General features: G+C 67.2%; 15 protein-coding genes. 6 read left to right on the top strand and 9 right to left on the bottom strand.

The features are described 5' to 3' along the window. The first annotated feature begins 2 nt into the window (after nucleotides 1-2). On the top strand, nucleotides 3-1,619 hold the full coding sequence (locus PQI66_RS09390; protein ID WP_339997797.1) for an acyl-CoA carboxylase subunit beta: 1,617 nt from the start codon (nucleotides 3-5) through the stop codon (nucleotides 1,617-1,619). 176 nt (nucleotides 1,620-1,795) lie between these two features. Here PQI66_RS09390 and PQI66_RS09395 read toward each other — a convergent pair whose 3' ends face one another. The 3 genes from PQI66_RS09395 to PQI66_RS09405 all read right to left on the bottom strand — a co-directional run bounded on the left by PQI66_RS09395 (nucleotide 1,796) and on the right by PQI66_RS09405 (nucleotide 5,206). Next, nucleotides 1,796-3,286: a DUF6114 domain-containing protein gene (locus PQI66_RS09395; protein ID WP_339997798.1), complete on the bottom strand. Its 1,491-nt coding sequence runs from the start codon at nucleotides 3,284-3,286 to the stop codon at nucleotides 1,796-1,798. Continuing rightward, the gene (locus PQI66_RS09400; RefSeq protein WP_339997799.1) at nucleotides 3,286-3,855 is read right to left on the bottom strand and encodes a DUF6230 family protein; all 570 of its coding nucleotides are present in this window, start codon (nucleotides 3,853-3,855) and stop codon (nucleotides 3,286-3,288) included. The genes PQI66_RS09395 and PQI66_RS09400 overlap by 1 nt, the downstream gene beginning before the upstream one ends. Before the next feature lie 136 nt (nucleotides 3,856-3,991). Next, nucleotides 3,992-5,206 carry an MFS transporter gene (locus PQI66_RS09405; protein WP_339997801.1) on the bottom strand — a complete coding sequence of 405 codons (1,215 nt, stop codon included), beginning with the start codon at nucleotides 5,204-5,206 and terminating at the stop codon, nucleotides 3,992-3,994. 91 nt (nucleotides 5,207-5,297) lie between these two features. Between PQI66_RS09405 and PQI66_RS09410 the strand changes: the two genes are divergently transcribed. Beyond that, complete coding sequence (locus PQI66_RS09410; RefSeq protein ID WP_339997803.1) at nucleotides 5,298-6,239, top strand: LysR family transcriptional regulator; 942 nt, start codon at nucleotides 5,298-5,300, stop codon at nucleotides 6,237-6,239. Here the strand turns inward: PQI66_RS09410 and PQI66_RS09415 are convergent. The 5 genes from PQI66_RS09415 to trmB are packed head-to-tail and all read right to left on the bottom strand — an operon-like array spanning nucleotide 6,207 to nucleotide 11,882. Further along, entirely contained in the window at nucleotides 6,207-6,629 is a 423-nt protein-coding gene (locus PQI66_RS09415; protein ID WP_339997804.1) for a DUF3054 domain-containing protein, read from the bottom strand. The genes PQI66_RS09410 and PQI66_RS09415 overlap by 33 nt on opposite strands. A 30-nt stretch (nucleotides 6,630-6,659) precedes the next feature. Then, nucleotides 6,660-7,880, bottom strand: coding sequence for a lysylphosphatidylglycerol synthase transmembrane domain-containing protein (locus tag PQI66_RS09420; protein ID WP_339997805.1), 1,221 nt, complete (start codon nucleotides 7,878-7,880; stop codon nucleotides 6,660-6,662). Between the two features lie 6 nt (nucleotides 7,881-7,886). After that, nucleotides 7,887-10,388 (bottom strand): MMPL family transporter, encoded by a 2,502-nt coding sequence (locus tag PQI66_RS09425; protein ID WP_339997806.1) that lies wholly within the window; start codon nucleotides 10,386-10,388, stop codon nucleotides 7,887-7,889. Between the two features lie 16 nt (nucleotides 10,389-10,404). Continuing rightward, nucleotides 10,405-11,100: an NYN domain-containing protein gene (locus PQI66_RS09430; RefSeq protein ID WP_339997807.1), complete on the bottom strand. Its 696-nt coding sequence runs from the start codon at nucleotides 11,098-11,100 to the stop codon at nucleotides 10,405-10,407. Next, nucleotides 11,097-11,882 carry a tRNA (guanosine(46)-N7)-methyltransferase TrmB gene (gene trmB / locus PQI66_RS09435; RefSeq protein ID WP_339997809.1) on the bottom strand — a complete coding sequence of 262 codons (786 nt, stop codon included), beginning with the start codon at nucleotides 11,880-11,882 and terminating at the stop codon, nucleotides 11,097-11,099. The genes PQI66_RS09430 and trmB overlap by 4 nt, the downstream gene beginning before the upstream one ends. Nucleotides 11,883-11,930: 48 nt before the next feature. Between trmB and PQI66_RS09440 the strand changes: the two genes are divergently transcribed. The 3 genes from PQI66_RS09440 to PQI66_RS09450 all read left to right on the top strand — a co-directional run bounded on the left by PQI66_RS09440 (nucleotide 11,931) and on the right by PQI66_RS09450 (nucleotide 15,283). Then, on the top strand, nucleotides 11,931-12,848 hold the full coding sequence (locus PQI66_RS09440) for a hypothetical protein (protein WP_339997811.1): 918 nt from the start codon (nucleotides 11,931-11,933) through the stop codon (nucleotides 12,846-12,848). Continuing rightward, a complete protein-coding gene (locus PQI66_RS09445) occupies nucleotides 12,845-13,375 on the top strand; it encodes a hypothetical protein (protein WP_339997813.1) in 531 nt (176 codons plus the stop codon). The genes PQI66_RS09440 and PQI66_RS09445 overlap by 4 nt, the downstream gene beginning before the upstream one ends. Nucleotides 13,376-13,444: 69 nt before the next feature. After that, the gene (locus tag PQI66_RS09450) at nucleotides 13,445-15,283 is read left to right on the top strand and encodes a phosphoenolpyruvate carboxykinase (GTP) (RefSeq protein ID WP_339997814.1); all 1,839 of its coding nucleotides are present in this window, start codon (nucleotides 13,445-13,447) and stop codon (nucleotides 15,281-15,283) included. A gap of 104 nt (nucleotides 15,284-15,387) precedes the next feature. Here the strand turns inward: PQI66_RS09450 and PQI66_RS09455 are convergent, their stop codons facing one another. Next, nucleotides 15,388-16,992 (bottom strand): SLC13 family permease, encoded by a 1,605-nt coding sequence (locus tag PQI66_RS09455; RefSeq protein ID WP_339997816.1) that lies wholly within the window; start codon nucleotides 16,990-16,992, stop codon nucleotides 15,388-15,390. 107 nt (nucleotides 16,993-17,099) lie between these two features. On the opposite strand from PQI66_RS09455, the gene PQI66_RS09460 reads away from it, so the two are divergent. Beyond that, nucleotides 17,100-17,999, top strand: coding sequence for a LysR family transcriptional regulator (locus PQI66_RS09460; RefSeq protein ID WP_339997818.1), 900 nt, complete (start codon nucleotides 17,100-17,102; stop codon nucleotides 17,997-17,999). The last annotated feature ends 6 nt before the right edge of the window (nucleotides 18,000-18,005 follow it).

Below are 18,005 nucleotides of genomic sequence, written 5' to 3' on the forward strand. Positions count from 1 at the left end.
ACATGACAGGAACACCGGAACACCCCTGGTTCGGCGACGCGGCCGCCGCCGCGGAGCGCACCGCACCGGGCACAGGAAGGTCCACCGCCGAGAAGCTGGACGACCTGCACTCCCGGCTGGAGGAGGCCCAGGATCCGGGCAGCGAGCGCGCACGGCAGAAGCGCGACGAGGCCGGCGGGACGACGCCGCGCCAGCGCATCAACGCCCTGCTGGACGAGGGCTCCTTCACTGAGATCGGCGCCCTCGGCCGTACCCCCGGTGACCCGTCGGCACCGTACGGCGATGGCGTCGTGACCGGCTACGGCCGGGTGGACGGACGCCCCGTCGCCGTCTACGCCCACGACAAGACCGTCTACGGCGGCTCCGTCGGCGAGACCTTCGGCAAGAAGGTCTGCGAGGTCATGGACATGGCCACCCGCATCGGCTGCCCGGTCATCGGCATCAACGACTCCGGCGGCGCCCGCATCCAGGACGCGGTGATGTCCCTGGCGATGTACTCCGAGCTCTCCCGGCGGCAGCTGCCCCTGTCCGGGCAGTCGCCGCAGATCTCGATCCTGCTGGGCAACTGTGCCGGTGGTGCGGTGTACGCCCCGGCGACCACGGACTTCCTGGTGGCGGTGGAGGAGCAGACGACGATGTTCGTCACCGGCCCGCAGATCATCGAGTCGGTCACCGGCGAGAAGATCAGCATGCAGGATCTCGGCGGCGCGCGCGTCCAGGCCGCCAACGGCAACATCAGCTACGTGGGCAGCGACGAGGACGACGCGTTCAGCTACGTCCGCGAACTCCTCGCGCACCTGCCGAGCAGCGCGTTCGAGGCGACCCCCCACATGCCCGCTCCGTCGGACGCCCCCACCGACCGGGACGCCGAACTCGTCGACCTCATCCCCGACGACCCGAACTCCGGCTACGACATGATGGACGTGCTGACCCGCATCTTCGATGACGAGGACGTCCTGGAGGTCCAGCCCGACTACGGCCAGAACGTGATCACCGCCTTCGCCCGTGTCGACGGACGCTCCGTCGGTATCGTCGCCAACCAGCCGATGTCGTTGGCCGGGTGTCTCGACGCCGAGGCCGCCGACAAGGCGTCCCGGTTCATCCGCATCTGCGACGCCTACAACATCCCCCTGGTGTTCGTGGTGGACACGCCCGGCTACCTGCCCGGCGCCGAGCAGGAGAAGCTCGGACTGATCCACCGCGGCGCCCGTCTGGGTTTCGCGATGGTCGAGGCGACGGTCCCGAAGGTGACCGTCGTGGTGCGCAAGGCCTTCGGCGGCGGGTACGCCGTGATGGGGTCGAAGAACCTCGGTGCGGACGTGAACCTGGCGTGGCCGACCGCACAGATCGCGGTGATGGGTGCCGAGGGTGCCGCCGTGATGATCCAGGGGCGGCAGCTCGCCGCCCTGCCGGAGGAGCAGCGTCCGGCGGCGAAGAAGATGTTCATGGACTTCTACAACGCGAACATGACCAGCCCGTACGTCGCCGCCGAGCGTGGTTACGTCGACGAGATCATCGACCCGTCGCAGACGCGTCTGCGCCTGCGTCAGTCCCTGCGTCTGCTGCGGGACAAGCAGGTGCTGGAACCGGAGAAGAAGCACACCATCATGCCGATGTGAGTCCCGGTGTCCGGACCGTCGGTGCGGGCGTACCCGATGTGCCGGGACGCTGTCGGTGCGTGGCGGGATCGGGTACGCTCCCACGCACCCGGGGGAGGGGGCGGACACGCCGGCGCAGACGAAAGACCCCCGGACAGGCCTTCTGTCCGGGGGTCTTTCCTGCACCTGGGCGGGGATCAGTTCTCGTGCCAGGGGCCGATGTCCTTGACCGGGAAGTCCATGTCGTCGGACATCACGTGGTAGGTCTCCAAGGTCACGTCCAGGACGCGGGTTTCCGCGGAGAGCAGGTCGGGCAGGCCCAGCCCGATCTTCGACAGTTCCTTGGCGATGTCATCGGGTGCCCAGTCGGCGTTGATGGTGATCGGGAGCATGGTGTCGACACCGAGCAGTTCCAGGGTCATCGTCAGTTCCTGGACGAAGATGTGGAAGTTGCCTGTCAGCGTGCTTGTCGCACCTTTGGTGTCGTCCAGCAGGTCCGGCCCCAGAGCATTGGGGAACTGCACCCGGAGGTTCTCCATGACCGCCTGGTCGGCGTCGATGCGGAGGGCCTTCTTCGGCCCCTGCATCGTGTCGATGGTGACGTAGGAGAGCTTCATCCCCGGCGTCATCTTCGCGGTGTCGGTCTTGATGGTGAAGGTGCCGCCGAAGGGGGTCTGCATGTTGGCGACCGGTTCCGGCGGGGCCACGTTCAACCCCGGGATCTCCACTCCCAGTGACCCCAGCGTGTTGTCCAGCCCGTCCTGAAGCTCATTGCCGTCAGGGAGCTGGAACTGGGGGAGGTTCAGGTCGGGGGCCTCCGGCAGGTTGGGGAGCTCGGGGAGGTTCGGCAGGCGGGGGCTGGTGTTGCCCCTGCCGGTGTCACCGTCGGCACCGCCACCGTTGCCACCGTCGCCACCGCCACCGTTGCCACCGTCGCCACCGTCGCCGTTGTCACCGTTGCCCTGGCCGGGGATCTGGAGGTCCGGGAGCTGGATGTCGGGAAGTCCCGGGATCTGCGCTCTCGCGTCGGGCGTCTGGACGCCTACACCGACCGCGACGGCAGCGAGCACGGCGAGGATGGACTTGGCGGTCCCCGCACCGGGGGACGCCTTTCGGTTGTCGTTGCCGGCCTTCCGCTCCTTCCGGGCGTTCTTCTTCGCGGTCTTCTCCGCCTTCGCGTCCTGGCGGGACTGCGGGTCCCAGGCCAGGGCGAGGGCACCACCGATGAGCCCGAGAATCAGGCCGATACCGAAGCCGCCGAAGTTCGACTGCCAGAGAGCCAGGATCGACAGAATGAGTGCCGCGACGCCGGCGAGGATCCGTCCTTCACCGCGGAACCAGCACATCAGGCCACAGGTGATCAGCAGGATGCCGATGACGAGGGTCGAGACACCGCCCATCGCGGAGATCTGGATCTGGATGTTGGACAGCTCGAACGACAGGTAGGCCGGAGCCATGATGACGATACCGGCCAGTATCATCAGCAGGCCCGCGCCGAACGGCCGTTGCTTGCGCCACCGGCTGAACCGCCGGTTCTGCTTCTCAAGTTTCTCGGAACGGGGTTCGTCGGCGCTCGCCGACGCCGTGTTCACGGCACCCGTCGTCTGGGTGTCCTCGGTCGACGACGCCGCACCGGGTGGTGCCTGCTCCCCGTTCACGCCCGAGGGCGTGGTGGAGTCGTCAGACATCAGCACTCAGCCTCGTCGACGGAGACGATCCCCACCTTGGAGCCTGCGGCGGTCAACTTGTCTGCGGCGATGGAGCTCGCCTTGATGACCTGGTTGGATGCATTGAGGGCCTCTGCGTGCAGACCCCAGGACCCGGCGGGTGCCTCGTCGTCGAGCTGGCTGGCGTCCACGCCGATCTGGGCGTTGGTCAGGCTCAGGCCGCCGACGAGTCCCGGGGAACCGAGCACGAGGTGCTCTGCGGTGGTGTTCTCACCGGGGACGAGCATCTGGAAGCGCTTCTCGCCCAGGCCGGGAAGGTTCAGCGGTGCCGTCATGCACATGTCGGTGATCTTGGCTTCGTCGAAGATCAGGCGGGCGACGCCGGTGTCACCGTCGTGCTGGCTGTCGGTGGCGCCGAAGATCGCCACGCCCTTGGCGTCAAGGCCACTGACCTCTTGGTTGAAGATGGTGTTGGACAGGGCCAGGTTGGCGGACAGACCACCCTGTGCCATCGCGACTCCGACTCCGGCGGTGGCCAGGAGTCCGACCGCCATGACGCCGGCGAACCGCTTTCCCTTGATGTGTCCCATGGTCGTTCCTCCGTTTTGGCGAGGGACGCACGGTGCAGAACCCTCGGGGTAGTGAGTGTGAAGCAGACTGTGACACATCGTATCGCTGTCGTACTTGTTTCTGGTTGGAATCCGTAAATTGTAGTGCGTGTTATCACTATCGTCTAGTTCTACGGGTGCTGAGCAGGCACAACGCCAGTGCTGCGATCTGTAGTGCGGCGAGTGACAGCACCAACGTGGCCCACCCTGCCTCGAAGAGGTACCCGGACAGCCAGCCGACCACCGAGGACCCCAGGTAATAGCTCATCACGTAGGTCGAGGACGCTTCCGCACGGTCGCGGTCGGCGATCTGTCCCACCAGCGTCGACGCCGTCGAATGGACGGCGAAGAAGCTGGCGGTGAACACCAGGACACCGCAGACGGTGACGGCGAGGTTGGGTACGAGTGCGAGCAGGAGGCCGAGGGTGGCAAGCGCGACCCCGGTGACCAGGACGCGCGCCGCACCGTACTTCGTCACCAGGGTGCCGGCACGGGCGGAGGACCAGGTGCCGGAGAGGTAGAGGACGAACACGGTGCCGGCGACTGCCTCGGGGAGGCCGAAGTCGCCGGTGAGGCGGAACCCCAGGTAGTTGTACAGCGAGACGAAGACGCCCATCATCAGGAACGGGAGGATGAACAGGGCGACGAGCCGACGGTCACGCCAGTGGCGGCGGAAGGCCGCCAACTCGTGGCGCAGGGTGATCGTCTTGGGGGTAAAATGGCGCTGAGGTGGCAGCGCCCAGGCACACACCAGGCCCAGGAGGAGGGCTACGGCACCGCCGACGAGGACTGCACCGCGCCAGTCCGTGAACTCCAGGACGCCGGACGGTACGAGACGTCCGAGCAGCCCACCGAGGGTGGTGCCGGCGATGTAGAGGCCCATCACCCGTCCGAGGTGGTCCTGGCGGATCTCCTCGGACAGGAAGCTCATCATCACCGCCGGCACGCCGGCGACGGCGACGCCCTGCAGGGCACGCAGCCCGACGAGGGTGCCGATCCCGGGTGCGGCGGCCAGGAGCAGGCTGAGGGCGGTGGCGACGAGGACGGAGACCTGGAGGACGCGGCGTCGTCCCACCCGTTCGGACAGGATGCTGACCGGGATGACGGCGACGGCGAGCATGCCGGTGGTGGCGGACACGGTGAGCGCGGCGGTGGTGGGGGAGACGCCCAGCCCGTCGTGGATGGCGGGCAGGACGGACTGTGTGAGGTACATCGCGTTGAAGCTCGCCAGGCCGGCCGTCGCCGCGGCGACCATGATCCGGCGGTAGCCGGGATCGCCGGGGGAGAGTCCGGCGGGGGGTTCAGCAGCATCCGTGGTGTCGGTGGTGGCCATGCTGTCCATGGTTGTCATCGACGATCAACGATCAAAATGCATTAGAATGACCTTCTTGTCCCGAATCATGCATCAGAGAGGGAGGTGGACGATGGCTGCACCGGTGGACGTCGACTGGTTCCTCGATCTCGTGGACACCGGCAACATGGTGGACACGGCGCTGGCGACGGGCGTCAGCCAGTCGACTCTGTCGCGACGCCTCGCCGCCCTGGAGCACACGGTCGGTGTGGATCTCTTCGACCGGCACGGCCGGCACCTCGTCCTGAACCGGAGGGGCGAGGTCCTCGCCGTCGCCGCCCGGTCGGCGCGGGACGCCTGGCGTGCCGGGGTGGAGGAGGTCCGTCGGCTGGTGGACCCGGAGCGGGGGACGGTCCGGCTGGGGTTCATGCACTCGCTGGGGACGTGGATGGTGCCGGACCTGCTGCGGGAGTTCCGTGGCACACGGCCCGGCGTCGAGTTCGACCTGGTGCAGGGGGCAGCACTGGAGCTGGTTGACCAGGTGACGGCGGGGCGCCTCGACCTCGCCATCGTCGGGCCACGTCCGACCACGCAGGTCGGGTCCGGTCAGGTGGGGTGGGCCCAGTTGGCAGAGCAACGACTCGGACTCGCCGTGCCGTCGGGCCACCGGTGGTCGGGACGGTCCACGGTGGATCTCGCCGAGGCGGCCGAGGAACCGTTCGTCGCGATGCTGGAGGGCTACGGGACGAGACTGCTGCTGGACACGCTGGCCGCCGACAGCGGCTTCCGCCCGCGTCTGGTGTTCGAGTCCATGGAGTTGACGACGGTCGCGGGCTTGGTGACGGCAGGGCTCGGGGTTGCGCTTCTGCCGATGGATGACCCGAACCTGCAGATGGCCGGTATGTCGGTGATACCCCTGGCGACTGCGCGGGTGCGCGAGCTCGGTATCGTCTGGTCGACTCCGGCCCAGGATCCGGGGCACACAGGGAGTGGCACCGTCGCTCCGGTTGCGGGGTTCCTGGATTTCGTCAGGTCGCGGTCGTCAGGACGCGGTCTGACGGCGGGTGACGAATGACGCCACCGCACGCCACCCGATCAGCAGGATCCCCAGGAAGATCAGCGACGTCAGGACGAACCCCCACGCCACAGACATGGTCACGATGGCGCGCACGACGATCCCCACGAACCAGGTGACGATCAGTACCCCCACGCCGGTGCCGGGTGCCGGCCGGACGACCCCGGTCAGCAGGAGCGCCCAGGCGACTCCGGCCCCCAGCAGGAACGGCCACGCCGTGCCGATCCACCCGAGCACGCTGAACCCCGCAGTGTCGTGGAAGAGCTTGCCCAGCAGGGCGAAGACCAGGACGGCGACGGCGTCGATGACCACCGCCATCGTCGTCGAGGTACCGGCGGTCGCGGACAGCGGCCCGGCGGGCCCGGACGTCGCATCGGGGGAATTCTTCATGGTCCCCATCCTAGGCGGTGGCCGGACATCTCACCCGTCGTTCTGCTGGTCGGGGTGGCGGGGCAGCCTGTCGATGATGCTGGCCTCCCCGTCGTCCCCGTCGTCCCTGTGCCCCCGTGCGGCAGTGCCACCCGTGATCTGACGGACGGTGAGCCCCCGGCCGGACCGCCGGCGTGACGTGCTGCCGTCCTCGTCCCCGGCGTCGACGTCCTCTTCCGGACGGACGAAGGTCCAGAGGAACACCAGCCAGCCCACGAGGGTGAGCAGCGCGAAACTGACCATGCGGAAGACGATCACCGCAGCGACGGCCTGGCCGGAGCCCAGCCCGGCGGTGCCGACCAGCATGGTGGTCAGGGTGATGTCGACCGGGCCGAGACCACCGGGGGTGATCGGTGCCTGCCCGATGAGCTTCGCTGCGATGAACGCCAGCACGGCACCGGCCACGCTGGGTTCGGCACCGATGGCGAGGATGCACAGGAACAGGCAGACGATCTCCAGCACCCAGTTGAGCAGGGAGACCACCACCGCGTAGCCGAGGTGCTTCGGCGACAGGTCGACGGCGCGCAGCTGGTCCGAGAAACTCCGGATCTGCTCGTGGAACCGGTCGAGCGGCTTCTTCCTCTTCCGGTTGAACCAGGTCATCGCCGACAGCAGTCCGGACTGGACCTTGTCCGGGTGACGGGCGACCCAGTTGGCGCCCACCGTCAACGCGACCAGGGCGATGAGGGAGAAGGTCAGCGAGACCACGTGCACATTGGCCTGGAGGAAGAACACGGCGCCGAAACCGAGGATCGCCATGCTCGCCCCGGACAGGGCGCCGGAGATCACCAGGTACCAGCTGGCGATGACACCGGTGGCACCCCATTTCATCTGCTCCCGGAAGATCATGGCGGCGGAGATCGCCGGCCCGCCGGGGAAGGAGGACGACCAGGCGTTCGCCGACAGGCCCAGTGCGTTGGCGCTGGACCGCTTCACCGGGACGCCGGCCGGACGCAGCAGCGCGACCATGACTTCGGCCTGGGCCATCATCGACAACCCCATGGCCACGACCGCGGCGAGGATGTACCAGTTGTTGGCCTGCAGCATCGCCGCCCACCCCTCCTCGAGGAAGTGGTAGTGGTCACGTGCCAGGAAGATGACCGCACCCAGCAGCATGAGCGTGAGCAACGCCCGGACACGGGGATCCTTCAACCAGTGCAGGATCATGCGCCACCGGCGGCGGAGGTGGCTCGTCGTACGCTCTGCTGCCATGGTCCCTCAGCGCTCCCGGTTCCCGGGTCGTTCCTCCTGCAGGCGACGCATCAGCTCGCTGAAGGGGATGGCGGTGTCGGACGTGGCGTGCGCACCGTAGGCGTCGGCTTCGTCGTCTGCCGTAGCGTCGGCCTCGGTGTCGGTGCCGCCGACGTCCCGGTCAGCGGTGTGTGCCTCGGGGATCGGGAAGCGGGACACCACTGTGGCACCGCCGACAGTGGCAGCAGGGGCCGCCGACTCCGCGGGCTTCGCCGACTCCGCCGACTGCGCAGAGGCGGCGGGCGACCCTGCGTCCGTCGTCTCGGACACGTCAGGCGACGGCGCGCCACCGCCGTTGTCGGGGCTGAAGCCTTCGAGGCGTTCGTTGTGGCCGATCTTCTGCGAGAGCTTCGTGACCCACCGTGGGGCCCACCAGCAGTCCTCCCGCAACAGGTACATCACGGCGGGGACGAGCAGCATGCGGATCACCGTGGCGTCGATGACCAGTGCGGCGATCATGCCGAAGGCGATGTACTTCATCATCACGATGTCGGAGAACGCGAACGCCCCGGCGACGACGATCATGATCAACGCCGCCGCGGTGATGATGCCGCCGGTCGTGGCGGTGCCGAATCTGATGGCCTGTGGTGTCGAGGACCCGTGGGCACGGGCCTCGACCATCCTGGACACCAGGAACACCTCGTAGTCCGTCGACAACCCGTAGATGATCGCCACGATCAGCACCAGCACCGGGCTCATCAGCGGGCCCGGTGAGAAGTTGAACAGGTCTGCACCCACACCGTCGACGAACAGGGCGGTGAGGATACCGAGCGTCGCGCCGGTGCCGAGGATGTTCATGATCACCGCCTTGGCCGGCAGGATCACCGACCCGAACACCAGCGACAGCAGGATGAAGGTCGCGGCGATGATGTAGACCAGCATCCACGGCAGCTTGTCGAACAGCGCCTCGATCGACTCGACCTCCATCGCCGGGGTGCCGGCGACCAGGACCTCACCGTCGGCGTCGAGGCCGTGGGCGATGTCGCGCAGTTCGTTGACGATCCGGTCGTTGTCGTCCCGGTCGGCGATGCCGGCGGACAGGACGGTCACGCCGTCCTGCGTGGGGCGCGTGACCTGGAAGTTACCGGTCAGTCCCTCGACCGCGTTGGCCTTCTGGAAGACCTCGCCCACGGCGGAGTTGTCGCCCTCGACGACGAGTTTCACCGGGTCGGTGCGGAACTCCGGGAAGTTCTCGTCGAAGTGGGACTGGGAGACGCGGGTGTCGTTGTCCGGAGGCAGGTAGGTCTCGTTGATGCCGCCGAACTTCACCCCGCTCAGCGGGATGGTCAGCAGGATCAGCAGGGCGATGATGCCCACGGTCATCAGCTTCGCGTGCTTCATCGCGAAGGCCGGGACCTTGCCCCACCAGGACTGCACCGTCGCCTCACGGGTGCGTCCGCGGCGGATGACCGTCCACTTGTCGATGCGGTGGCCCAGCATCGAGAACAGGCTCGGCAGGACGGCCACGCTGATCAACGCGGCGAGCCCGACCGCGGAGATCGCGCCGTAGGCCACCGACTTCAGGAACGCCTGCGGGAACATCAGCAGACTCGACAGTGCCACCGCCACCATCAGCGCGGAGAACACCACCGTCTTGCCCGCCGAGGCCGTGGTGTTGCGTACGGCCGTGCGGGTGTCGTTGCCTTCGGCGAGTTCCTCACGGAAGCGCGAGACCATGAACAGGCCGTAGTCGATGGCCAGGCCCAGTCCCAGCAGTGTGACCACCGACTGGGAGAAGGTGTTGACCTGGGTGATCCCGGCGAGGACGGACAGGATGCCCATGGAGCCGAGGATCGAGAGGACACCGACGATCAGCGGCATGCAGGCCGCGACCACGCTGCCGAAGATGACCAGCAGCAGCAGGGCGACGACCGGCAGTCCGATCAGCTCTGCGCGCTGGATGTCGTCGCCCATGCCCGAATCGAGGGCGCCGGCGACGGCGGTGGCGCCGCCGATCTCGACGGTGGCACCCTCGACGCTGAGGTTGTGCAGGTCGTCCTCGATGTCGCGGAAGTTGTTGAGGACCTCGTCCTCGGTGCCGTGCAGGCTGATCGCGGCGAAGGCGGAGGACCCGTCGTCGGCGAGCATCTGCTCGTGACCGGTGTCGAAGTAGCTCGTCACCCCGGCGACGGCGTCCGGGTGGCCGACGGCGATGGCGTTGAGCTGACTGGTGACGTTCTCCTGCAGGGCGGGGTCGGTCAGGTCGGCGCCGGCGGAGTCGCCGGTGCCGCCGTCACCGTCACGGGTGACCAGGACGATCACGTCGCCCGACGCGTCGCGACCGAACGTCTCCTGTTCGATCTGCGCGGCGCGGGTGGATTCGCTGTGGGGGTCGTCCCAGCCCTCCTGGCTCATCCGGTCGCCCAGCTGGGTGCCGATGCCCAGGTAGAGCACGCCGATCAGCACGATGATGACGGCGGGGATGATCCGGCGGAAGCGGAAGGCGATGTCGCCCCAGGTCGTGAACACTTGGCGGAGGCTCCTTTCAGCGAACCAGCGCGGAGAGAGGCCGGTACGGCTGGAGCCATGCACCGTCGTCCGGCAGGGAGTCGAGGTTGACGCGCGGCAACGGCGCGCGGAAGACACCGGGGATGTCCTCGAGGTCGAGGAACTCCAGCGCCTCGTTCTCCACGGCCCAGTGGGCGTGTTCGTGGAAGCCGAGGACGGTCACGGGGATCTCGTCGGCGAGTTCCTCGAGCAGCTCGCGGAAGTTCTGGCCGTCGGCGCTGGCGACGACCAGGCCGTTCAGCACGCCTTCGTCGCGGCGGCGACGGATGTGGGCGAGCATGTCCGGGTCGACGTCGGAGTCCTCGGTCAGCTTCGGTTTCGCGAAGACGGCGAAACCGACGTTGCGCAGCGCGTCGACCCAGCCACGGATCTGCTCGGCCGAGCCGGGGGCGACGTTGGTGAACACCGTCGCCTCCGGTGCCGGCGGCGTGGCGTCGGCGGCGAAGTCGGTGTCAGGATCGATGTCGGCGATGTCAGCGTCGCGCGCGACGTCGATGAGCCAGCGGCCCACCGCGTCGAACCGGGGACGGTGCACGGCGTCGGGGCGTCCCCCCAGCAGGGACCCCAGTCCCATGTCGATGTTCGGCGCGTCCCAGACCAGCAGGTACACCGGGGTCTTTTCGGGCTGCCCGGTGTAGGACAGGGACTCGTTGTGGGCGTTGGTGCCGCTCATCGCCGTCTCCAGAGGTATTCGCGGATGGTGTGCTCCTTGTCCAGACCCTTGCCCTCGAACTTCGTGATGATCTGGCGGTCGGTCAGCACCGGGACCGTGCGTTCACGGTCCGCCGCCTCCTCCGGCCAGCCGAGGTACTCGAGGTCCGGCTCCGCCTCGACCAGTTCGTCGATCCACTCGGCGTAGTCGGCGTGGTCGGTGGCGACGTGCAGGATGCCGCCGGGACGCAGACGCGAGGCGATGAGGTGCAGCGTACCGGTCTGGATGATCCGGCGCTTGTGGTGCCGCGCCTTCGGCCACGGGTCGGGGAAGTAGACGCGCACTCCGGCGAGGCTGCCCGGGGCGAAGAGCCGCTGCAGGACCTCGACCCCGTCGCCCTTGACCATGCGCACGTTGCCGATGTCCCCACGGACCACCGCGCCGAGCAGTTTCGCCAGCCCGGGGCGGTAGATCTCCACGGCGACGACGTTGGTGTCCTGCTCCAGCGGGGCCATCGCCGCGGTGGAGGTGCCGGTGCCGGAACCGATCTCGACGATGGTGTCGTGGCCGGAGCGCCCGAACCAGGTGTCGAGGTCGACGGGGTCGGTGAGGTCGTCGGTGAGTTCGATGCCCAACGACGGCCAGTTGTCCTCCCAGAGGCTCTCCTGGTTGTCGGTGAGGGTGCCGCGCCGGAAACTGAAGCTACCCAGTCGCGGATAGTCGCGTCCGTCGTTAAACTCTGTCTGCAGGGGGCGACCGCGGCCACCCGAACGCGGTGCTGGGGGATTATCGGGAATAGACATCCCTCACATTGTGGCAGAACACAGCGGTACAGGGAACTAGGGGGAAGTGTGACGGTCATTTCTGTGATCGGTCCGGATGCGCGGGCCGTCGAGCAGGTTACGGCAGGTGTCAGGGCGGCAGCCGGGCGTCGGGGGCCACAGGGGCACAGGTTCGTCGCCGGCGCGGGTCCGGGTGAAGCGGACGGTGTCATCGCCGTCGTCACCTCCCCGCAGGCCGCGGTGGGGGACATGGAGGTGATCCGCGCCGTGCGTGACGCGATGGGGGTCGCTGTCGTCTACACCCCGGAGGAGCATGCGGACCTGGCGGACGAGCCCGGCGTCGTGCACTGCAGGTGGGGTGCCGACGGACACACCGGGCAGCAGTCGTTGGCGCAGTTGGCCGACACCGTCGGCGGAATGTGGGTGGACCGGCACCGCTGGGAGGCGGACGCCCGTCGTGCGGACGCCGACCGGCTGGACCGGGTGCGTATCGCCGTCCGGCTCGCCGCGGACCGGATCGCCACCGACATCCTGGAGAGACCATGCGGTGGAGGTGCCGACCGGCTCTTCCGCGCGCGGTTGAGCGTCGCCGTACTGGAACAGGGGGTGGAGATGCCGCACCTCGCGCCGGTGGAGCACGGGGACGACGAGACGCCGCCGACGGGGGAGACGGCCCGGGCGACTCTGCCGGTCCCCTCGGCCGCCACGGCCGTCACGGTGGCTGCGGCCGTCGGCACCGGTGTCGCCACGGCGGCGGGTGTGCTCCGGATGACGGACTCGCTGCTGTTCGGGTTCCTCGCCGGTCTCGCCGTGATGACGGCGACGGCGGCCGCACGGTGGTGGAGCGGACGGACGGCGCGCCGGGAGCGGGAGCAGGCGGATCTTGCGGCGTCGCTGCGTCGGCGTTGGGCGGCCACGGTGACCGACGTCGTCGCCCGCCTCGTCGTGCCGCCTGTCGCCGGGCGTCTGCCGGGAGGTGCGTCATGACCGGGTGGGACGGCATCGGGCTGCCCGGTGCGGCCGGGTTGGATCCGGTGTCGGGCCCGTCGGATCCATCGGGTCTGCAGGACGGTTACGGGACGGGGGACGGGCTGCTGCTGGACCTGGGGGACCAGACCTTCGGGCTGCCGGTGTCCCATGTGCTGCCCGGGGAGGAGGCGGTCACGCTGAGCGACGACACCGGAATGACCATCTGCGCCGACACGGACGGCGACGGCCGGGTCGACACGCTGTCGGTCGTCACCTTCGACGGCGGCTGGTCGTCGTGGCGACGTCGGGAGTGCATGACAGATGTGTCAGAGATAGACACAGATGTGTCTTCTGTCACAGCAGGGGGTGTGGATGTCGGGGCGGGTGCGGCCACCGAGGGTGTCGGCGGGAGCGGTGATCTTGCCGATGAACTGCGGAGACAGGGTGATGCGGACGGTCATGTCCCCCCGGTCACCCCCGGAAACGGACGTGGGGCGTGGGACGTGCGCGGGTGGGAATGTGTGGACAGGGGGAACTGGGGTTAGTCTTGGGGAACGCAGAAAACCTCATCAACTCTCAGAACCGTTCTGAAACACATCTCGTCAGGAGTTTTCATGACCATTCCCGGGCTCGTCGGCCAGCCACCCACCCAGCACGAGGACCTCCTCGCCTGGATTACCGAGGCAGTCGAACTTTTTCAGCCGGAGAACGTGGTCTTCGTCGACGGTTCCCGCGAGGAGTGGGACCGCCTGACCGGTGAACTCGTCGAGGCCGGCACGCTGACCAAGCTCAACGAGGAGAAGCGTCCGAACAGCTTCCTCGCCCGCTCGAACCCGGCGGACGTCGCCCGCGTCGAGTCCCGCACCTTCATCTGCTCTGAGAAGCAGGAGGGCGCCGGCCCCACGAACAACTGGGCACCGCCGGCGGCGATGAAGGAGGAGATGACCGAGCACTTCGCCGGGTCGATGCGCGGTCGCACCATGTACGTCGTGCCGTTCTGCATGGGGCCGATCAGCGACCCCGAGCCGAAGCTGGGCGTGCAGCTCACCGACTCGGCCTACGTCGTACTCTCCATGGGTGTGATGACCCGCATGGGCCAGGAGGCCCTCGACAAGCTCGGCACCGACGGCGCCTTCGTCCGCTGCCTGCACTCGGTCGGCGCGCCGCTGGCAGAGGGCGAGCAGGACGTGCCGTGGCCGTGCAACGACACCAAGTACATCACCCAGTTCCCCGACACCAAGGAGATCTGGTCCTTCGGTTCCGGTTACGGCGGAAACGCCATCCTCGCCAAGAAGTGCTACGCGCTGCGGATCGCCTCGGTCATGGCCAAGGAGGAGGGCTGGCTCGCCGAGCACATGCTGATCCTCAAGCTGACCAGCCCGGAGGGCAAGGACTACCACATCCTCGGTGCCTTCCCGTCCGCCTGCGGCAAGACCAACCTGGCGATGATCACCCCGACCGTCCCGGGCTGGAAGGCCCAGGTCGTCGGTGACGACATCGCCTGGCTGAAGTTCGGTGAGGACGGCCACCTCTACGCGGTGAACCCGGAGAACGGATTCTTCGGCGTCGCGCCGGGCACCAGCTACGGCTCCAACCCGATCGCCATGGAGACCATGGAGGCGGGCAACACCCTGTTCACCAACGTCGCGCTCACCGACGACGGTGACGTCTGGTGGGAGGGCATCGGCGGCGACGCCCCGGACCACCTCATCGACTGGAAGGGCAACGACTGGACGCCCGACTCCGACGAGAAGGCCGCCCACCCGAACTCCCGCTACTGCGTGCCGCTGGCACAGTGCCCGGTCGCCGCACCGGAGTTCGACGACTGGAAGGGCGTCAAGGTCGACGCGATCCTCTTCGGCGGTCGCCGTGCGGACACCGTGCCGCTGGTCTCCCAGACCTACGACTGGGAGCACGCCACCATGGTCGGCGCGCTGATGGCCTCCGGCCAGACCGCCGCACAGGAGGGTGCCGTGGGCACCCTGCGTCACGACCCGATGGCGATGCTGCCCTTCATCGGCTACAACGCCGGCGAGTACCTGCAGCACTGGATCGACATGGGTAAGCGTGGCGGCGACAAGATGCCGGACGTCTTCCTGGTCAACTGGTTCCGCCGCGGTGACGACGGGCGCTTCCTGTGGCCCGGCTTCGGCGAGAACAGCCGCGTGCTCAAGTGGATCGTCGAGCGTATCGAGGGCCAGGTCGGTGCCGACGAGACCGTGGTCGGGCACACCGCCCGTTACGAGGACCTCGACCTGGACGGTGTCACCGAGCCGGAGGAGGACATCCGCACCGCGCTGACCGCGCCGCCGGAGCAGTGGGCCAGTGACATCGAGGACAACGACGAGTACCTCACCTTCCTCGGCCCGAAGGTTCCCGAGGAGGTCTGGGAGCAGTTCCGCGCCCTGAAGCAGCGGGTGCAGGACGCCAAGGCCAAGGCCGCCAACGCCTAGCAGCGGAAAGAGCCGTCTGCGGGGTGACGCTGACGCATAGGAAAAGGCCCCTGCCACATCGGTGGCGGGGCCTTTGGCGTGTGTGCCTTGGCGTTTGCCCGGCTCTACCCTCCGATACCCACGAGTGAGGCGACCCAGGGCAGGAAGAGCACAATGAGGACAGCGCCGATGATGTCGAAGCTGATTCCGGTGCGGACCATACGCCCGATCGAGACGCATCCCGACCCGTAGACGATCGCGTTCTGTGGTGTGGAGATAGGGAGCATGAACCCGAAGGATGCGCCGAAGGTTGCCGCCATGGCGGGGATGACGGGGTCGACGCCGGCAGCAACCGCCAGTGGAACGACGATCGGGACAGTGACTGCGGCTGCAGCGGTGTTACTCGTTGTCTCGGAGATGATGATGGCCAGGATCACGGCCATCGCGGTGATGACCAGGCCACTGGACACACCGAGCATTCCGTTGAGGCCTTCGCCGATGGACGTGGCCAGACCGGAGTCTCCGAGCATGGCACCGAAGATCATCCCGCTTCCGAAGAGCAGAATCGTTCCCCAGTCGATCTTCGCCGCGTCGGACCAGTCGAGTGTGTACGTCAGCTGACGAGGCTTTACCGGCAGAATGAAGAGCAGGACCGCTCCGAGCACGGCGACAATCCCCTCGTTGAGCCGTTCGTCCACTACCTCGTAGATCGGCGAATCGACCCCGGTGAACATTCCGAGGACCGCAGGGAAGATCCAGAGGAACACGGTGACGGAGAACGCGATGACCGTATTGATCTCCGCCCGGGACATCTTGCCCTGGGCCTTCTTGCGCTCGGCGATGAACTCGGCGACGCCGTCGATGCGGCGGGTCTCGGGTCGGTTCACCAAGAAGAGGATGACGGTGAGAGCCACGAGCATGCACGCGCAGATCGGTGCCGCGGTCATGACCCACTGGCCGAAGGAGATACGTTCTCCAGTAGCTTCCTCGATGAGGCCGCGTCCGATCAGGTTCGGCGGTGCTCCGACGGGGGTGAGGAGTCCCCCGATGGATGCGCCGTAGGCAAGCATGAGCATGAGGGCTGCTCCTACACGCAGCCGCATGGGGTCGAAGTCTTCCTTGACGATGCCCTTGTCCTGCATGAGCTGCGCAATGACAGTGAGGATGCCCAGGGCGGTAGGCAGCAGCATGGCAACCGTGGCGGTGTTGGAGACGAAGGCGGAGAGTGCGCAGGTGATACCGCCGAACGCGAGGATGATCCGCACCGTTGACGTCCCGACCCCGGGAAGTCCGAGCACGAAGTAGGCGACGCGCTGTGCAACGCCGTGCTTCAACATGGCCTGAGCCAGGATGAAGGCGCCGATGAACGTGAAGATCGTGGTCGAGCCGAAGGGCGCCAGTACCTCTGCGGCCGGGGCTGTTCCGATCAGTACCAGCATTCCGACGCCGAGGAGGCCGGTGACCGGAATGGGGAGTGACTCGCAGAGCCAGAGGAGAATGACCCCGACAAGAACCGCGGCGACCTTCTGCTGTGTCGGATCCATTCCGCCGGGGACCGTGAGCATGAGGATGAAACCGAGGGGCGCGAGGATGAATCCGGAGATTCTTCTGAATTTCTCGAATTTCTCCTCCATCGGTGACAACTGCTGTTGTTCCAGACTTCGGTATGTTCCTCCGCGGAGAAGGACATCGGCGACGTTTGTCCGCGGTGAACCGCTCGGTGATTCCATGCTTTCCTCCTGGATAGTTGCTAATCTCAGCATGGAGTGTGATCTGGGTTACGTCCAAGACTCATTTTCACTACCTCTCATAGTTCAGGCCTATGTCAGGAGGACATGTGGACATCCGGCAGTTGACCTACTTCCTCGGGGTGATTGACCATGGCGGCTTCGGGCGGGCGGCTGAGGCGTTACATGTCGCCCAGCCCTCCTTGTCGCAGTCGATACGTACCCTCGAGAAGCGGCTCGGGGTGGAGCTCTTCCACCGGACAGGACGCCGTGCGGAACTCACCAGTGCAGGGCAGCGGCTCGTGTCTCCGGCCCGTCAGGTGTTGCGTGATCTCGATGCGGCACGTCGTGCAGTATCGTCGGTGCGCGAACTTCAGTCTGGGACTGTGGAGTTGGTGGCGATGCCCAGCCCCGGCGTTGAGCCGTTGACCCAGTTGGTCACATCCTTCCACGACCGCTATCCCGGAATGGTGGTCAATGTCGCGGCATCCTTTACCCCAGCTGAAACTGTCGAAGCCGTGAGGTCGGGATCTGCGGAGATTGGGTTGCTGGGGGCGTCTGGCCGGCCCCAGACTGCTGATCTGAATGTCTGTCAGCTGGAGTCGCAACCGTTGGTGCTGATCTCGCCACCCTGTACAGAGGTGTCCGATCCATTCGGGGAAACCATTGAGCGAGGTGAGCTTGATGGCTTGCGGTTCGTGATCTCGCCACGGGGGTCCCTGATGAGGCAACTCATCGACGACGCGTTGGTTCATGATGTCGGCACCAGTGTTGTTGCCGAGGTTGAGCATCGTACGTCCCTGTTGCCGCTGTTTTGCGCCAGCGTCGGCCACACTGTGATGCCTGCGTCGTGGCAGACGGTCGCCGAAAGTAGCGGATGTGTGGTCCGGCGGATCGTGCCCGAGGTGCACCTCGACATCTTCGTGGTGAGTCGGCCCGGTGAGCTGACGCCGGGCGCTCAGGCGATGATGTCCTTGATTCACAGTCGGTCCCTCGGGGCAGAGGCATAGGCCCTT

Source organism: Corynebacterium sp. USCH3, assembly GCF_037619475.1.
Classification (GTDB): Bacteria; Actinomycetota; Actinomycetes; order Mycobacteriales; family Mycobacteriaceae; genus Corynebacterium.

Bases quoted from the DNA above. Each gene is read 5' to 3' on its own strand.
- PQI66_RS09390 (WP_339997797.1), top strand. From the start codon at position 3: ATGACAGGAACACCGGAACACCCCTGGTTCGGCGACGCGGCCGCCGCC.
- PQI66_RS09395 (WP_339997798.1), bottom strand. From the start codon at position 3,286: ATGTCTGACGACTCCACCACGCCCTCGGGCGTGAACGGGGAGCAGGCA.
- PQI66_RS09400 (WP_339997799.1), bottom strand. From the start codon at position 3,855: ATGGGACACATCAAGGGAAAGCGGTTCGCCGGCGTCATGGCGGTCGGA.
- PQI66_RS09405 (WP_339997801.1), bottom strand. From the start codon at position 5,206: ATGGCCACCACCGACACCACGGATGCTGCTGAACCCCCCGCCGGACTC.
- PQI66_RS09410 (WP_339997803.1), top strand. From the start codon at position 5,298: ATGGCTGCACCGGTGGACGTCGACTGGTTCCTCGATCTCGTGGACACC.
- PQI66_RS09415 (WP_339997804.1), bottom strand. From the start codon at position 6,629: ATGAAGAATTCCCCCGATGCGACGTCCGGGCCCGCCGGGCCGCTGTCC.
- PQI66_RS09420 (WP_339997805.1), bottom strand. From the start codon at position 7,880: ATGGCAGCAGAGCGTACGACGAGCCACCTCCGCCGCCGGTGGCGCATG.
- PQI66_RS09430 (WP_339997807.1), bottom strand. From the start codon at position 11,100: ATGAGCGGCACCAACGCCCACAACGAGTCCCTGTCCTACACCGGGCAG.
- trmB (WP_339997809.1), bottom strand. From the start codon at position 11,882: ATGTCTATTCCCGATAATCCCCCAGCACCGCGTTCGGGTGGCCGCGGT.
- PQI66_RS09445 (WP_339997813.1), top strand. From the start codon at position 12,845: ATGACCGGGTGGGACGGCATCGGGCTGCCCGGTGCGGCCGGGTTGGAT.
- PQI66_RS09450 (WP_339997814.1), top strand. From the start codon at position 13,445: ATGACCATTCCCGGGCTCGTCGGCCAGCCACCCACCCAGCACGAGGAC.
- PQI66_RS09455 (WP_339997816.1), bottom strand. From the start codon at position 16,992: ATGGAATCACCGAGCGGTTCACCGCGGACAAACGTCGCCGATGTCCTT.